Annotated in this window: 17 protein-coding genes; 15 read left to right on the forward strand and 2 right to left on the reverse strand. The window is 38.6% G+C overall.

Annotation, left to right across the window (positions count from 1 at the left end):
- The 9 genes from BN350_RS00005 to BN350_RS00045 form a co-directional block, all read left to right on the forward strand.
- A partial coding sequence (locus tag BN350_RS00005) for a replication initiation factor domain-containing protein (protein WP_028041763.1) occupies positions 1 to 505 on the forward strand: 505 nt, incomplete at its 5' end.
- Between the two features lie 3 nt (positions 506 to 508).
- Positions 509 to 649, forward strand: a complete 141-nt coding sequence (locus BN350_RS00010) for a DUF3789 domain-containing protein (protein ID WP_028041764.1) — start codon at positions 509 to 511, stop codon at positions 647 to 649.
- On the forward strand, positions 646 to 867 hold the full coding sequence (locus BN350_RS00015) for a hypothetical protein (protein ID WP_028041765.1): 222 nt from the start codon (positions 646 to 648) through the stop codon (positions 865 to 867). The genes BN350_RS00010 and BN350_RS00015 overlap by 4 nt, the downstream gene beginning before the upstream one ends.
- Before the next feature lie 143 nt (positions 868 to 1,010).
- The gene (locus BN350_RS00020; protein ID WP_028041766.1) at positions 1,011 to 1,514 is read left to right on the forward strand and encodes an antirestriction protein ArdA; all 504 of its coding nucleotides are present in this window, start codon (positions 1,011 to 1,013) and stop codon (positions 1,512 to 1,514) included.
- 123 nt (positions 1,515 to 1,637) lie between these two features.
- A complete protein-coding gene (locus BN350_RS00025) occupies positions 1,638 to 2,027 on the forward strand; it encodes a conjugal transfer protein (protein WP_028041767.1) in 390 nt (129 codons plus the stop codon).
- A complete protein-coding gene (gene tcpF, locus BN350_RS00030) occupies positions 2,014 to 4,464 on the forward strand; it encodes a conjugal transfer ATPase TcpF (protein ID WP_028041768.1) in 2,451 nt (816 codons plus the stop codon). Before BN350_RS00025 ends, tcpF begins: the two co-directional genes overlap by 14 nt.
- The gene (locus BN350_RS00035) at positions 4,464 to 6,551 is read left to right on the forward strand and encodes a CD3337/EF1877 family mobilome membrane protein (RefSeq protein WP_044599995.1); all 2,088 of its coding nucleotides are present in this window, start codon (positions 4,464 to 4,466) and stop codon (positions 6,549 to 6,551) included. Before tcpF ends, BN350_RS00035 begins: the two co-directional genes overlap by 1 nt.
- Positions 6,548 to 7,546: a bifunctional lytic transglycosylase/C40 family peptidase gene (locus tag BN350_RS00040; RefSeq protein WP_028041770.1), complete on the forward strand. Its 999-nt coding sequence runs from the start codon at positions 6,548 to 6,550 to the stop codon at positions 7,544 to 7,546. Before BN350_RS00035 ends, BN350_RS00040 begins: the two co-directional genes overlap by 4 nt.
- Before the next feature lie 16 nt (positions 7,547 to 7,562).
- Positions 7,563 to 8,459 (forward strand): conjugal transfer protein, encoded by an 897-nt coding sequence (locus BN350_RS00045; RefSeq protein ID WP_028041771.1) that lies wholly within the window; start codon positions 7,563 to 7,565, stop codon positions 8,457 to 8,459.
- Positions 8,460 to 8,513: 54 nt separating this feature from the next.
- Here BN350_RS00045 and BN350_RS19805 read toward each other — a convergent pair whose 3' ends face one another.
- The gene (locus BN350_RS19805; protein ID WP_028041772.1) at positions 8,514 to 9,116 is read right to left on the reverse strand and encodes a TetR/AcrR family transcriptional regulator; all 603 of its coding nucleotides are present in this window, start codon (positions 9,114 to 9,116) and stop codon (positions 8,514 to 8,516) included.
- A gap of 155 nt (positions 9,117 to 9,271) precedes the next feature.
- On the opposite strand from BN350_RS19805, the gene BN350_RS00055 reads away from it, so the two are divergent.
- From BN350_RS00055 to BN350_RS18030, 6 genes are all read left to right on the forward strand, one after another.
- Positions 9,272 to 10,027 (forward strand): alpha/beta fold hydrolase, encoded by a 756-nt coding sequence (locus tag BN350_RS00055; protein WP_028041773.1) that lies wholly within the window; start codon positions 9,272 to 9,274, stop codon positions 10,025 to 10,027.
- A gap of 213 nt (positions 10,028 to 10,240) precedes the next feature.
- Entirely contained in the window at positions 10,241 to 10,657 is a 417-nt protein-coding gene (locus BN350_RS00060; RefSeq protein WP_028041774.1) for an RNA polymerase sigma factor, read from the forward strand.
- 3 nt (positions 10,658 to 10,660) lie between these two features.
- Positions 10,661 to 10,897, forward strand: coding sequence for a helix-turn-helix domain-containing protein (locus BN350_RS00065; protein ID WP_028041775.1), 237 nt, complete (start codon positions 10,661 to 10,663; stop codon positions 10,895 to 10,897).
- Positions 10,898 to 11,344: 447 nt separating this feature from the next.
- Complete coding sequence (locus tag BN350_RS18025) at positions 11,345 to 11,605, forward strand: DUF6870 family protein (RefSeq protein WP_049945469.1); 261 nt, start codon at positions 11,345 to 11,347, stop codon at positions 11,603 to 11,605.
- A gap of 61 nt (positions 11,606 to 11,666) precedes the next feature.
- Positions 11,667 to 13,379, forward strand: coding sequence for a recombinase family protein (locus tag BN350_RS00075; RefSeq protein ID WP_028041776.1), 1,713 nt, complete (start codon positions 11,667 to 11,669; stop codon positions 13,377 to 13,379).
- Positions 13,380 to 13,409: 30 nt separating this feature from the next.
- A complete protein-coding gene (locus BN350_RS18030; protein WP_269208286.1) occupies positions 13,410 to 14,639 on the forward strand; it encodes a BclA C-terminal domain-containing protein in 1,230 nt (409 codons plus the stop codon).
- Positions 14,640 to 14,735: 96 nt separating this feature from the next.
- Here the strand turns inward: BN350_RS18030 and BN350_RS00090 are convergent, their stop codons facing one another.
- Positions 14,736 to 16,187, reverse strand: coding sequence for a glycoside hydrolase family 1 protein (locus tag BN350_RS00090; RefSeq protein ID WP_028041777.1), 1,452 nt, complete (start codon positions 16,185 to 16,187; stop codon positions 14,736 to 14,738).

Raw genomic sequence — 16,187 nt, forward strand, 5'->3', positions numbered from 1 at the left:
CTATTTCTGCGTCTATGAAAAGGACTACGAGCAGTACGCCAAATACGGCATACCGATTGAGGAAACACCCATCAAGAACCGTTTTGAGATACGGCTGAAAAACGACAGAGCGTATTATGCGGTCAAAGACCTGCTGACCTATCAAGACGCAGAACGCACCGCCTTTGATATTATCAATCGCTATATCCGTTTTGCAGACAAGGACAAAAACAAGGAGCGTTGCGATTGGGAAACGTCCGCAAGCTGGCTATGGTTTATCGGCACTGACAGAGGACGGTTAAAATTAACCACAAAGCCAGAGCCTTACACCTATCAGCGTACCTTGCACTGGTTACACAGGCAGGTAGCACCTACCTTAAAAATGGCTATGAAGCTGGATAAGGTAAACGGTACAGATTACATAGATACCATGCTGAAAGAGGCAAAACTCACGGACAAGCACAAGAAAATCCTACAACAGCAATCCGCTGAATTAGCGGACATCATCAGTGAAAGTGAGGAATAACAAATGTTTGAATTATTGAAAGACCTGCTTCTTATCAGCCTTGGTGCTGGTATTGGTATTGTGACAATCGCAATCATAAAAGCTGGAAGCATGGCAGATAAAAGAATGGAAGAAATGAAAACGGAAAGGAATGAGGAAAAATGAATTTCGGACAGAATTTATACAACTGGTTTTTAAGCAACGCACAAAGCCTTGTGTTAATGGCTATCGTTGTGATTGGAGTGTACTTAGGATTTAAAAGAGAGTTTTCAAAACTCATTGGCTTCTTAGTCGTTGCCCTTATTGCGGTTGGTCTTGTATTCAATGCAGGCGGTGTCAAAGACATTCTGCTTGAATTGTTCAACAAGATTATTGGTGCGTAAACTCGCACTAAAATAAAAGAGTTTGCAACGCAAACTTACCTATCCCCCTATGGGAGTTTGGGCATAGGGGGAATGACAAGGGGGTGACGGAATGGTACACGAAGTATCTCTTGAAATCCCCAACCCGAAAAGAGGTGAAAACTATGGAGGAAATGAGGGTTTATATTGTCAATCTTGGAACTTATAACGAGGGAAATCCAATCGGTGACTGGTTTCCTTGTCCTGTTGATGAGGACGAAGTCGCAGACCGCCTAGAACTTGGTGGAAATTATGAAGAATATGCAATCCATGACTATGAGTTACCTTTTGAAATTGACGAATATACCCCACTGGAAGAATTAAACCGCCTATGTGAAATGGCAGAAGAATTTATCGGCACACCACTGGAACACGACCTATCGGACATACAAAATACATTCTTTAACAGTTTTGAAGATTTGTACGACCATAAGGACGATATCTATTGTTATCCAGATTGTGAAAGCATGAGGGATGTTGCCTATTATTTCATTGATGAATGTCAAGCACTTGGCGAACTTCCAACCCGATTACAAAGTTATATTGATTATGACGCATACGCCCGTGATTTAGAGATTGAGGGAAGTTTCCTTGTCGGTAGTCATGGTGTGTATGAATATGCAAGATAACAAAAGCGAAGCGGTTAGATCATAAACCCGAATGGGGTTATTCTAACCGCTTTTGTTATATAGGCAGTTGGTATTTGAAAAAATACTGACTGCCTATTTCCATATCAAAGAAAGGAACACACAATGAAAAAAATTAAGAGCTATACAGGCATATGGAGCGTGGAAAAGGTCTTGTACTCAATCAATGACTTTCAACTTCCATTTCCTGTGACCTTTACACAAATGGCATGGTTTGTCATGACCTTATTTGCGGTCATGCTGTTTGGCAATATACCGCCCCTATCCATGATAGACGGTGCGTTTTTAAAGTATCTCGGTATCCCTGTGGCGGTCACATGGTTTATGAGCCAGAAAACCTTTGATGGTAAAAAGCCATATGGATTTTTGAAATCGTTCATGCTGTTTACCATGCGACCCAAAGTGACTTATGCAGGCAAGGCGGTGAAACTGCATAACAATATCCATCAGCCTATCATCACCGCAGTAAGGAGCAGTGTTTATGTACCCAATTAAATATATTGAAAACAATCTGGTCTTTAATAAAGACAATGAGTGCTTTGCTTATTACGAGCTTATCCCCTATAACTATTCATTTCTATCGGCTGAACAAAAATTCATTGTGCATGACAGCTTTCGCCAGTTGATTGCACAAAACCGTGACGGAAAGATACACGCATTACAGATAGCAACAGAAAGTTCGGTGCGTTCCATGCAGGAACGCTCAAAGACAAAAATCACAGGCAGGCTCAAAGAAATTGCCTGCCAAAAAGTGGACGAGCAGACGGACGCTTTAATCAGTATGATTGGTGATAATCAAATAGATTATCGCTTTTTTCTTGGCTTCAAGCTCATGGTAACGGAGCAGGAAGTCAATATAAAAAGCATGAAGAAATCCGCAAGTATGACATTTAAGGATTTTCTGCATGAGGTCAATCATGCTTTGATGGGTGATTTTTTATCCGTGAGCAATGATGAAATCGCACGTTTTCAAAAGATGGAAAAATTACTGGAAAACAAAATATCCAGACGTTTCAAAGTCCGCAGGCTTGAAGTCAATGACTTTGGCTATCTGATTGAACATATCTACGGATGTGACGGTGTAGCGTTTGAAGATTACACATATAACTTACCCACAAAGAAGTTAAATAAGGAAACCTTAGTAAAGAGATATGACCTTATCCGTCCTACCCGTTGCTTGGTGGAAGAAAGTCAGCGATATATCAAGCTGGAACATGAGGACAGTACAAGTTATGTTGCTTACTTTACCATCAATTCGATTGTTGGTGAGCTGGATTTTCCATCATCAGAAATCTTCTACTACCAGCAAGAACAATTTGACTTTCCAATCGACACCAGCATGAATGTAGAAATCGTCACCAATAAAAAGGCATTGTCTACTGTCCGCAACAAGAAAAAGGAGCTTAAAGACCTTGACGACCACGCATGGCAGGCAGGAAGTGAAACGACTAACAATGTCATGGACGCATTAGACAGCGTGAATGAGCTGGAAACCAGCTTAGACCAAAGCAAAGAAAGTATGTACAAGCTCTCTTATGTTATCCGTGTGACGGCACATGACCTTGACGGACTGAAAAGGCGTTGTGACGAGGTGCGAGATTTTTATGACGACCTTAACGTAAAGCTGGTGCGTCCGTTCGGGGATATGATGGGATTGCATAGTGAATTTATCCCAGCAAGCAAACGCTACATGAATGATTATATTCAATATGTCACTTCTGACTTTTTGGCTGGTCTTGGTTTTGGTGCAACCCAGCAGTTAGGCGAAACAGACGGTATCTATATGGGATATTCCATAGATACAGGAAGAAATATCTATCTTCAACCAGCACTTGCCAGCCAAGGAGTAAAAGGTTCTGTTACCAACGCTCTAGCTTCTGCTTTTTTGGGTTCGCTTGGTGGCGGTAAGTCATTCTGTAATAACCTGCTTGTATATTATGCGGTGTTATATGGCGGTCAAGCAGTCATTGTAGACCCTAAAGCAGAACGTGGACGCTGGAAAGAAACGCTTTCCGATATTGCACATGAAATCAATATCGTAAACCTAACCAGTGCCATAGAAAACAAGGGAATGCTAGACCCCTACATCATCATGAAAGACCCAAAGGACAGCGAAAGTCTGGCAATCGACATATTGACCTTTTTAACAGGTATCAGCAGTCGTGATGGTGAGAAATTTCCAGTATTAAGAAAAGCAATAAGGAGCGTGACCCAAAGCGACCAGCGAGGACTTCTAAAGGTCATTGATGAATTACGAAAAGAGAATACCACAGTAGCAGAAAATATCGCCAGCCACATTGAGAGCTTTACCGATTATGATTTTGCACATCTGCTGTTTTCTAATGGTAATGTAGAAAATTCTATCAGCTTGGATAAACAGTTAAATATCATACAGGTGGCAGATTTGGTCTTACCAGACAGCAATACCACCTTTTCAGAGTATACCACAATGGAATTATTGAGCGTTGCCATGCTGGTAGTTATTAGTACCTTTTCATTAGACTTCATTCATAGTGACCGCTCTATTTTTAAGATTGTGGACTTAGACGAAGCGTGGACATTCTTAAATGTAGCACAGGGAAAAACGCTTTCTAACAAGCTGGTAAGAGCTGGACGTGCTATGAATGCAGGCGTGTACTTCGTCACTCAAAATGCGGGTGATGTATCAGACGAAAACCTCAAAAACAATATCGGCTTAAAATTTGCGTTCCGCAGTACCGACACCGCAGAAATCAAAAAGACACTTTCATTCTTTGGTGTTGACCCAGAGGACGAAAGCAACCAGAAACGATTACGAGATTTGGAAAACGGACAATGCCTATTACAAGACCTTTACGGTCGTGTGGGTGTGATACAGATACACCCCGTATTCCAAGAATTGCTTGACGCTTTCGACACAAGACCACCTATTACGAGAAATGAGGTGGAGTGATGAAGCGAAAAAAGATACTCCGTATCGTGCTTACGGTACTGGTAGTATTTGTAACAGTCATTCTTGCTTTGGCACTGCTTGGAACAGTGGCGCACGCTACTGGCTTGGTTGACGATACTATCATAGAAAGTAACTTGTATTCCAGATATCCGCTAGCCAACTATCAGCTAGATTTTTATGTTGATAATAGCTGGGCATGGTTGCCTTGGAATTGGGGTGACGGTATTGGAAAATCCGTCATGTACGGCTTGTATTGTATTGCTAATTTTATCTGGACTATCATTCTGTATTTGAGTAATGCAACAGGCTATGTGGTACAGGAAGCCTACAAGCTGGATTTTATCAATGACATGGCTGACAGTATCGGTAAAAGTATGCAGACGTTGGCAGGTGTCACACAGAATGGTTTTTCAAGCTCTGGCTTCTATGTCGGTTTTTTACTACTGCTGATTTTGGGTATCGGTGTTTATGTGGCATATGTGGGATTGTTGAAGCGTGAAACCAGCAAGGCATTACACGCCGTTATCAATTTTGTAGTGGTGTTCCTTGTGTCTGCTTCTTTCATTGCCTACGCACCAGACTACATAAAAAAAGTCAATGAGTTTTCAAGTGACATCAGTACATCAGCTTTGGACTTAGGAACGAAAATCATTATCCCCGATAGTGACAGCAAGGGCAAAGACAGCGTAGACCTTATCCGTGACAGCTTATTTGCAGTACAGGTACAGCAACCGTGGCTCTTGCTTCAATATGGCAACAGTAACATTGAGGAAGTCGGTGCAGAGCGTGTTGAAAGCCTTGTTTCCACCAGTCCATCAACGAATGACGGTGAGGACAGAGAAAATATTGTCAAAGCAGAAATTGAGGATAAGGACAATGACAATCTGACTTTGCCACAAGTCGTTAATCGGTTAGGTATGGTGTTCTTCCTGCTTATCTTTGACTTGGGAATTACCATATTCGTGTTTTTACTTACAGCCATGATGATATTTTCACAGATACTTTTCATTATCTTTGCCATGTTTCTGCCTATCAGCTTTTTGCTATCCATGATACCAAGTTACGAAAGCATGGCGAAGCAGGCAATCGTCAAGGTGTTCAACACCATTATGATGAGGGCAGGTATTACGCTTATTATTACAGTAGCATTTAGTATTTCCACCATGTTCTACAATATCTCTGGCAACTATCCGTTCTTTATGGTGGCGTTCTTACAGATAGTCACCTTTGCAGGCATTTACTTCAAGCTGGGTGACATTATGAGTATGTTCAATCTTGACGGCAACGACAGCCAGCGTATGGGACGTGGTTTATTCCGCAGACCATATATGTTCATGCGTAGAGGTCGCAGAAGAATGGAAAGACGACTTGCAAAAGCTGTGGGTGCAAGTGCTGGTGCTGGAATGGCAACGAGTGCATTTCTTGCTGGAAACAGGCAAAATAAATCTACCAATACAAGCGGTCAAAAAACTCGTGATACCACCACTACGCCTAAAGAGAATAGTTTTGGTAAACGTGTAGGCTCGGCAGTCGGTACAGTGGCAGACACAAAGAGCCGTTTTAAAGACAAAGCACAGCAGGTCAAGGAAAACGTCAAGGATATGCCTACCACTGCTCGCTATGCTGTTCATTCAGCAAAGGAAAATGTAAAAGAGAATGTAGCAGACGTGAAGCGTGGTATTGTGGAAACCAAAGAAAGCAGACAGGACGGACGTAAGGAAAAGGCAAGCCAACGTAGAGCGAATATTGCTAAAAAGCGTATGGAGTTGCAAAAGGCACAGGAGCAAAAGCAGAATGGATCAGCGAAACAACGTGAAGCTACCCATTCCAAAGAGCGACCAGTGACACAGCCAGAAAAGCCAGCAACGAAACCACAAGGGAAGCAAAGACCTGTGACTGCAACGAAACCGCAGGCAGAACAGAAAGAACGTCCGATACAGCAACCAAAAGAAACGGTGATAAATAAATCCGTCAAGGTGGCAAGAAAATCATCAGCCGTCACAAAAGATACTCGTATCAACCAGAACTATAAAAAACAGCGTACTAACAGTAAAACTGGAAACAAGCAGAAAGGACGTAAGAAATGAAGTTAAGATACCTTGCTATTATTGGTGGTGGCTTTGCCTTTCTGTTCTCTCTCCTGCTGTTCTTTAGTGTGTTTATCGCTGGTGACGACGACGGCAGAAGTCAATCTTCTAACCAAATAGGATTGAACCTGTCCGCAGAGGTACTAAAGCATAAGCCAATGGTAGAAAAATATGCAAAAGAATACGATATTGTAGAGTATGTAAGCTATCTGCTTGCTATCATACAGGTGGAAAGTGGCGGAACTGCTGTTGATGTTATGCAGTCCTCGGAAAGTCTGGGATTGCCACCAAATACCCTAGATACGGAAAGCTCCATCAACCAAGGCTGTAAATACTTTTCGGATTTGCTGAAATCCGCAGACACACAAGGCTGTGACATAAACACCGTGATACAAAGCTACAACTATGGCGGTGGTTATATTGGCTATGTTGCTGGGAGTGGAAAAAAGCACAGCTATACTCTCGCAGAAAACTTTTCAAGAGATAAGTCGGGAGCAGTTAAGGTAACTTATACCAATCCTATTGCGGTAGCTCGCAATGGTGGCTGGCGGTACAATTATGGTAATCAGTTTTATGTGGAATTGGTGAGCCAATATCTTAATACCGCACAATTCAATGATAAGACGGTACAAGCCATTATGGACGAAGCATTGAAATACCAAGGGTGGAAGTATGTCTTTGGTGGCAGTAACCCTAACACCAGCTTTGACTGTTCGGGATTGACACAATGGTGCTATGGAAAAGCTGGTATCACACTACCAAGAGTGGCACAGGCACAATATGACGCTATGCAACATTTACCACTATCAGAAGCAAAAGCAGGTGACTTGGTATTCTTCCATTCCACTTATAATGCTGGAAGCTATGTTACCCATGTGGGAATTTATGTAGGAAATAATCAAATGTATCATGCTGGCTCACCTATTGGATATGCAGACCTCAACAATGCCTACTGGCAACAGCACTTGATTGGTGCTGGACGTATACAACCATAGAAAGGAATTTAAGAGAATGTCAAAGAAAGAAAAAGTAAAGACGCAACCCAAAGAAAAGAAAATGCCTGTCATGAAGATAGGCACACATAAAAAGACCGTCATAGCCTTATGGCTGGTCTTGATAGGAAGTGTGAGTTTTGGTATATACAAAAATTTCACCGCCATAGATATGCACACTGTCCATGAAAAGGAAATCATCACACAAGAATTTGTTGATACCAACGGGATTGAGAATTTCGTCAAGGACTTTGCGAAGTCCTACTATTCATGGAGCAACACCAAAGAAGCGATTGAACAGCGTACCACCGCTATCAATCAATATTTAACAAAAGAATTACAGGACTTGAATGTTGATACAGTGCGGATTGATATACCTACTAGCTCCACGGTCAAAGACATACAGGTATGGAATGTCACGCAGGCTGAAAGCAACGAATTTGAGGTTGTCTATGAAATAAATCAGACCATCAAAGAGGGCGACCAGAGTAAGGACACAACTGCTGTCTATATGGTTAAAGTCCATGCGGATAATGAGGGTTATATCATTACCAAAAACCCTACGCTTACCAGCACTATGAAAAAATCCAGTTATGAGCCAAAGACAAAAGAAGCAGACGCAAATATTGATACAGTGGTTACGCAGGACGCAATCGCCTTTCTGGAAACATTCTTCAAGCTGTACCCTAACGCTACCGAAAAGGAATTATCTTATTACGTGAGTGGAAATGTATTGCCACAGATAAGTGGTGACTATATTTATTCAGACCTTATCAATCCAATATTCACAATAGATGGGGAATATCTGTACGTAAGCGTATCTGTGAAGTACCTTGACCAGCAGACTAAGGCTACACAGATTTCACAGTATGATTTAGTCTTACAAAAAGATATTAACTGGAAAATTATAGAGTAAACAAATAGACCGTAGATTGTATCTATCAAAACAAGGCTACAATCTACGGTTTAATTAAATTTTACTAATCCCTATTACTTCATCAACTATCAATCCTATTATTGCAGATATATTTTTATCAAGAACATCTTGATAAAAACTTTTAGTATCATCAAAATTTTTGATAATACTTATCATCCTTGAATAGTTAATTAAAACTTTCCAATCACAGTTCTTATTATGGTTAGGAATTAAACTTAAAAAATAGTCTATTGTTTTTTTAGCGTATTCATCTGGAGCTACAAAATTTGGTTGTTTTTTTATTACTTGCCTAATTTCTTCAAAAGACAAGTAAGAATAAAGATTTTCATTTTCATTACTGAATAAATATTCAACCAAATTAAACACTTCTTCTCTTGAAATAAAAGCTTTATGTTTACAATATTTTTGTATATTTGACATAATTTGATTATTTTTATACTCAATTATTGAAACGACAAAATCTTCTTTCGATTTGAAAAAATTATAAAAAGTACCTTTAGCTATACCTGACTGCTTGGCAATATCTTCAATGGCAGTATTCTTTAGTCCTTTTTCTCTTATAGAAACAAAGCCATTTTCTAACATACTTGATTTTATATTATTTCGAGCTACATCATCGAAAATCACGGGACACATATGCATAACCTCTTTTCACAGTATATTTTATATTATAGTGCATAACTCATTTGAGTCAACTATCTTTATGTATTGACAGTTCAACTTAATCATTGTAAAATGTAAATGACCCAAATTCTTATTTCGGTCATTTATGTAAAGAGAGGGGTATAATTATGAGGTTTATTGAATATGGAAAATCTAATAAATGTATAATGGTGCTTATTCATGGTATGCAAGTTCCTTGGCAACTTTGGAACGACCATATAGAGTACTTTAGCAATAAATATCATGTTATAGTTCCTGTTTTATCTGGACATGATACAGAAGAAATAAGTACATTTATCTCTATCCAAGAAGAAGCTAATAGTATAGAGGATTTTATATTGAAACAATATGGAAATAAAGTTTCTGTTGTATGCGGTGTTTCTATGGGCGGAGCAATTTCTGCTTTATTATGGGAGCGTAAAAAACTGCTTATCGAAAGACTTTTTTTAGATGGTGCACCTTTATTGCCATATAATCACTTGATAGCCTTTTTCATAGAAAAACAATATAAATATATGACCTTTAAAGCACAACAAAGAGATAGAAAAATTCTTGAACAATGTGAGAACGCATTTATCCCGACCAAGCATATGAGCAGTTTTTTAAAAATGGTTGATATGATGTCAAATAAGACTATTGAAAATTGTGTTAAGTCAATAACACATTTTCGATTATCCTCAAATTGTAATGATGAAATAAAAATAGTTTATTACTATGGCACTACTATAAATGAATATTACTCAAAAAAATCCTCTAAATTTCTGCGTAAATATTATGATAATGTAGAAATGCACTGCTTAAAAGGAAAGTCACACGCTGAATTATACTTATTTTCACCAGTCGCCCATATCCGACTTATTGAAAGCTTTATCAATGATGATTAGTATTACTACCGTTGCAGAAGAATATATCATCAAAAACTAAATACGTTATTTCTTTAGCTCGTACAAACATTACGCTTTGTGCGAGCTTTTATTATATCAGAAGTAATACAAAATTTTTTTGGTTCTACTTAGCAAATCACACTTTGCTGTCCATATATGGTGCGGAAAGAGGGATATATACTTTTCATTTCATAACGGAAAGGGGGTGTGATTATGAAACCATCAGACTTTCAAAAAACAGTGCAATGTCGTTTCGATTGTTGTTTAAAAAAGGTTGTACGTGGTGTCTTGTGTGACTATCGTAAAGAGTTAAAACGTCGCAAAAGCAAGGAAACTCTATTCTGTGAACTTCCCGACATCATTATTGAAAAACTAGCTATCTGGGATAAATACGACTGTAATTATACCATTTTCAATGTATGTGGTAATGATATCCGTGTCTTTGATGATGAACTGGCAGAAGCATTAGAACAACTGTCAGAACGTAACAGAGATAATTTGCTGATGTATTACTTTTTGGATATGAGCGACACAGAAATCGCAAAAATTCAAAACATATCCAGAAGCGGAGTTTTTCAGAACCGACATCATGCGTTAGAACTTATCAAAAATTCACTCAAGGAGGAGTAAAAAATGAACCCTATTTACAGGCACCCGTCTTATCATCTTATTTCTACAGCTATGGATGGTAACGGAAATTCAATCGAAAAGCTATTAAAGTTTTATGACCCATACATATCAAAGTGTTGCTTACGACCTCTCTACGATGAATACGGCAATGTCTATGTAGTTGTAGATATGGAGTTAAAAGGTCGTATCAGAGAAGCGATTATGAAAATGATATATGAATTTGAAATAGATATAGCTTAATCATTTTTAGTAGAGCATGATTTGTTTTCCCCTCTTTCCTGCTCTGCAAACTATAATTTGTCAATCTATGAAAGCCTTTTGAAATTCAATGAGTTTTCATAGGCTGATAAGCCTTTATGTTCTTTGAAAATTGAATAAAGCAGATAGATACGTTTGTAATACAGTGAGCCAGCAGTGTTGTACGCCAAGACCTTTCAATAGGAAGTGAGCGAGTTCATGCAATGATCTGCAAGCGACCTTTGGAATGGTCGTCAGCCATGATACTGTAAGACAGAATAATGATACACCCGCATGGAGCGGTTACTCATAAGAATGAGAAAGGTGAAAATCCTGTGGAGCTTCCAAAGCCATTTATCTGCTTAATTAAATTATATGGTTTGCGAGAAAACTACTTTCGTATTAGCACATTCAGAATGCTTGCATAAAATGATATTGGAGGGATTTATATTGATTGATACAATGAGTTTAAAGGTATTACAAGAAATCAGCTATGATACGATTAAAAAAGATACGTTAGTAAATGTAAGTGAACTTGCTTTTGATAAAACTGCTACTATCTTTGAAAGAATTGAGAAGTTCATAGATGAAGTCAAAAATCCATATATCATGCAATGCGGAAAAACCATAGTTGAAGTAGAGTTTTCAGAAACTGATAAAACGGTTGAAAGTCAAATAAAAAGTTACTTGAAAAGCCTTAAAACAGGATGATTTTACCTGCAAAATATGGTAAAATATAACTGTGGTTATAGAGGCTTAAGGTAACTGAAAAATGGCAAGAATTAGAAAATCTGAAACCTCAAAAACTACTTCAATTATATGGTATATTGCTCTCTATATCCGTCTTTCCAGAGAAGATGGCAATGACGTTAGTGTCAGTGTTGACAACCAGCTAAAGGAACTTAATACCTACCTAGAAAATTTTGAAGGTATGTATGAAGTGGTTGATACTTACATTGATGATGGCTACACTGGGACAGACAGCGAGCGTGAGAACTTCCAGCGAATGCTGGGTGATGTGAAAGCTAAAAGAGTGAATTGCGTTATTGTGCGTGACCCATCTCGTTTATCAAGAAATTATCTTGAAGCTGGAATGTATATGGAACAATTATTCGTACAATTAAATGTGCGCTTTATCTCCCTATCACTACCAGCATTAGACAGCTACAAAAACCCAGAAGCAATGAACTCAATCGCAGTACCTATTCAAAATGTTATCAATGATGATTTTTGTAGACAGACTTCTCAAAAGATACGTGGCGTATTTAATATGAAGCGTAGCCGTGGAGAATTTATAGGTGCGTTTGCTCCTTATGGTTACAGTAAATCACCAGAAGATAAAAACAGTTTGATTGTAGATGATGAAGCAACTGATATAGTAAAAAAGATATTTCAGTGGTTCGTCTATGAGGGCATGAGTAAGAATGGTATCGTTAAAAAGCTGAATGCTCTGGGCATCTTAAATCCTACTGCTTACAAGAACAGCAAGGGATTGAAGTACCATTGCAGAACAGGAAACAACAATGACGGTATGTGGTCGTCAAGGACGATTACTTCCATTTTATGCAATGAAGTCTATATTGGAAATATGGTACAGGGCAGGCAGAGGATAAAAAGCTACAAAGTCCATGAAGCTATTCAAGTACCACAGGAAGAATGGTTCATTGTTGAAAACACCCATGAATCGATTATTGGTAAAGAAACCTTTGACAAAGCACAGGAGTTACAAAAGCGTGATACACGTACAGCTCCTAAGTCAAAAACACTAACATTGTTTGCTGGTTTCTTAAAATGTGCCGATTGTGGTAAAGCAATGAGCAGAACAGGCGCTAAAGGTAAGAATTATTACGTATGTAGAACTAACCGTGATAAATCTAAGACTGCTTGTACGAAACATTCAATACGTGAAGATGTCTTGCAGGACGCAGTCTTGATTGCAATTCAAAAGCAAATAGACTTAGTAGAGAATATGAGCCAGATAATTGAAGAAATCAATACCCTACCAGACTTAAATAACAAGTCTGATAGATTGGAAAAAGCATTGCGGACAAAACAAACAGAATTATCAAAAAATAACACCGTACTTGATTCCCTCTACGTAGATTGGAAAACGGGCGATATTACACAAGAACAATTTAGACGTATGAAAGCTAAATTTGAAACTGACGCCGAACGCATAAAGGCTTCAATCCAAAATATACAGGAAGAAATCAAGCTTATGGAAAAAGGTGTTACAAATGATAATCCACTATTCAAAAAATTTCTCGATTACAAGAACGTAAAAGAGTTAGACCGCAACTTACTTGTTTGTCTTATAGATATGATTTATGTACATGAGGATAAACACATAACAATTAAATTTAACTTTGCTGACACCTATATGAGAGTGATTGAGTTTATTGAAACAAACAAGGAGCAAATGGAAACAAACCCTAAAAGAAAGGCGATTGTCCATGAAATTCCGATTGATAGACCAGTCGCTTAACATTAACGGCAAAGTTTGGTATAAATTCATGTGGCTACAGGTCCGATGGGGCCACAGGGAATTCCAGGAAATACTGGTTCACAAGGAAATACTGGTGTGACGGGACCAGCCGGTCCTCAAGGTAATCCAGGACCTATCGGTCCAACAGGTATAACAGGACCTACGGGTCCAACAGGAACAATGGGACCTACTGGGGCAACAGGAGGTACTGGACCTATGGGAGCAACAGGACCTATAGGAGCAACAGGTCCAACAGGGCCTACGGGTGCTAATGGTATCACTGGTCCAACAGGACCGGTAGGAAATACTGGTCCAACTGGGTCAACTGGAATAATTGGACCGACTGGACCAACAGGTGCTAACGGTATCACTGGACCAACGGGACCTACTGGAGTCAGAGGTGCTATTGGACCAACAGGACCAACTGGAGCCAATGGTGCAACAGGGCCAACAGGACCGACTGGAGCGAATGGGGCTACAGGAGCAATAGGGCCAACTGGTGTTGGTATCACAGGTCCGACTGGTGCAACAGGACCAACTGGGGCGAATGGTATTACTGGACCAACAGGACCAACAGGAATTACTGGTGCAACTGGACCGACTGGTGCAATAGGGCCAACTGGAGCGAATGGTATTACTGGACCAACGGGTCCAGCAGGAGTTACTGGTCCAACCGGAGCAACTGGTGAAGATGGTCGAACTCCAACAATAACTGTTGGTCCGACAATCACATCTGAACCTGGATCAAACGCAGAAGTTATTACAAATCAAACACCAGATGGTATTGATTTACAATTTATTATCCCACGTGGTGATACAGGCCCTGGTGGTGGTGGAGGTATTATCACATATGGCGGTAAATATAGTGATACGCCAACAACTCTTACCCTTGCTTTAGGAACACAAAGAGTTCTTCCTCTTACTACAGATATGCCATCATCTAACGTAGACTTATCTCCTGCAGATGGAATAAGAATTCAGGAATCTGGTATATATGAAATCAACTATATGTTTAATGCTTCATCATCAATTGGTGCATCTGTCACATTAGCAGTCCGTCATAGTGGAAGTAATATTCCAAGTACAGAGGAAAATCATCTGTTGGCAGTCGCAACACAATCAATTTATGCTGGTAGTGTCATTGAATTCTTGAATGCTGGTGAAATTATAGATTTAGCTGTATCAGCCTTATTAGCTTTAACTCTCACGTTAGGGACTGGTGTTACAACCACATTAACTGTTAAAAAATTAAGTGATTAAAAGAAAACCATTCTTCTCATTTTTTTGAGAAAGAATGGTTTTTATCTAAAACGTGAAATATTTCAAAGAACAATTGACGAATCAAATTCTTTATTTTTATAAATTTTTTCCATCAGATGCAATGACTTTTTGATACCAATAGAAAGAGTCTTTTCTTATTCTATGTAAATCTCCTATTCCTTCATCATTCATATCTACATAGATAAATCCATATCTTTTATCCATTTGACCTGTTGTGAAAGAAACCAAATCGATAGGTCCCCATGTTGTATAACCAAAAATATTAACGCCTTCTTCTCTCGCTTTCATTAAACTTTGAATATGACTTCTTAAATAATTAATTCTATATTCATCATGAATAGATCCATCTTCTTCTACTTTATCATAAGCTCCTAAACCATTTTCAACATCAAATAAAGGAACCTGATAACGATCATTTAAAACATGTAAAAAGTATTCATAACCTGTTGGATCAATTTGCCATCCCCAATCACTTGCTTCAAGATATGGATTTTTCACTTGTCCCTGTCCACCTGCTGTTGTCAAGGCATCACCTTCATTTTGATGAGTTGTGATAACATTTGACATATAATATGAATAAGCTAGGAAATCTGATTTTCCTTCTATTAAATCTTGTTCATCTTCTTTTGTGATATCTAATTTGACATTATTTTCTTTCCAAATACGTGTTGCATATGATGGATAGTATCCTCTGACCATTGTATCTGCACAATAAGCAAACTTATTTTGGAATTCTTTGTATGAAGCAATCACATCCTGTGGATCACATGTCATTGGATAACAGCAAAATCCTGCAATCATACAACCAACTTTAATTTCCGGATCAACTTCATGAGCAACTTTTACTGCCCTAGCTGCAGCAACCATCTGATGATGAAGTTCAGTAAAAGCAACTTGTTTTCCTTCTTTGACATCAAAATGAAGTAAAATATTGATTTCATTAAAAGTTAACCATTTATCCACCAAATCTTTATATTCAGTAAAACAGACTCTCGCAAATTCAACAAATTGATGAATCATTTCTCTATTTGTCCATCCACCATATGTTTCCTCTAAATAAACAGGTTCATCATACTTATATAATGTAATCACTGGATCCATACCATATTTTCGACATTCTTTAAAAACATTTCTATAAAATTCAACACCAGCCTGATTGACTCCACCTTCTACTCCATGAGGAAAGATTCTTGCCCATGAAATTGTTGTGTTGAATGTTGTAAATCCCATTTCTGCAAATAAAGCAATATCATCCTTATATCTGTGATAAAAGTCAATTCCCACATGATTGGTATATCTCACATCATCAAAGGTTGCATATTTTGCACCTTGAGGTAAATGATCAAATTGTCTCATCTTCCCTCTTGTTCCATCAGCATTTAAATAATGGATATAGCGATTATCAGTGGTCGTTCCTGGAGCTCCAAAATCTACCTGAACGGGACTTTTTCCATCTTCATCCCATGCTCCTTCACATTGGGCAGCACTGATAGAACCACCCCATAAAAATTCTTTAGGAAAACTCAT

This window comes from Candidatus Stoquefichus massiliensis AP9, assembly GCF_000455285.1.
GTDB lineage: Bacteria > Bacillota_I > Bacilli_A > Erysipelotrichales > Coprobacillaceae > Stoquefichus > Stoquefichus massiliensis.

Coding starts and splice junctions, on each gene's coding strand:
- BN350_RS00045 (WP_028041771.1), top strand. CDS start 7,563: ATGTCAAAGAAAGAAAAAGTAAAGACGCAACCCAAAGAAAAGAAAATG.
- BN350_RS00040 (WP_028041770.1), top strand. CDS start 6,548: ATGAAGTTAAGATACCTTGCTATTATTGGTGGTGGCTTTGCCTTTCTG.
- BN350_RS00020 (WP_028041766.1), top strand. CDS start 1,011: ATGGAGGAAATGAGGGTTTATATTGTCAATCTTGGAACTTATAACGAG.
- BN350_RS00035 (WP_044599995.1), top strand. CDS start 4,464: ATGAAGCGAAAAAAGATACTCCGTATCGTGCTTACGGTACTGGTAGTA.
- BN350_RS00060 (WP_028041774.1), top strand. CDS start 10,241: ATGAAACCATCAGACTTTCAAAAAACAGTGCAATGTCGTTTCGATTGT.
- tcpF (WP_028041768.1), top strand. CDS start 2,014: ATGTACCCAATTAAATATATTGAAAACAATCTGGTCTTTAATAAAGAC.
- BN350_RS00010 (WP_028041764.1), top strand. CDS start 509: ATGTTTGAATTATTGAAAGACCTGCTTCTTATCAGCCTTGGTGCTGGT.
- BN350_RS19805 (WP_028041772.1), bottom strand. CDS start 9,116: ATGTGTCCCGTGATTTTCGATGATGTAGCTCGAAATAATATAAAATCA.
- BN350_RS00075 (WP_028041776.1), top strand. CDS start 11,667: ATGGCAAGAATTAGAAAATCTGAAACCTCAAAAACTACTTCAATTATA.
- BN350_RS00090 (WP_028041777.1), bottom strand. CDS start 16,187: ATGAGTTTTCCTAAAGAATTTTTATGGGGTGGTTCTATCAGTGCTGCC.
- BN350_RS00055 (WP_028041773.1), top strand. CDS start 9,272: ATGAGGTTTATTGAATATGGAAAATCTAATAAATGTATAATGGTGCTT.
- BN350_RS00065 (WP_028041775.1), top strand. CDS start 10,661: ATGAACCCTATTTACAGGCACCCGTCTTATCATCTTATTTCTACAGCT.
- BN350_RS00015 (WP_028041765.1), top strand. CDS start 646: ATGAATTTCGGACAGAATTTATACAACTGGTTTTTAAGCAACGCACAA.
- BN350_RS00025 (WP_028041767.1), top strand. CDS start 1,638: ATGAAAAAAATTAAGAGCTATACAGGCATATGGAGCGTGGAAAAGGTC.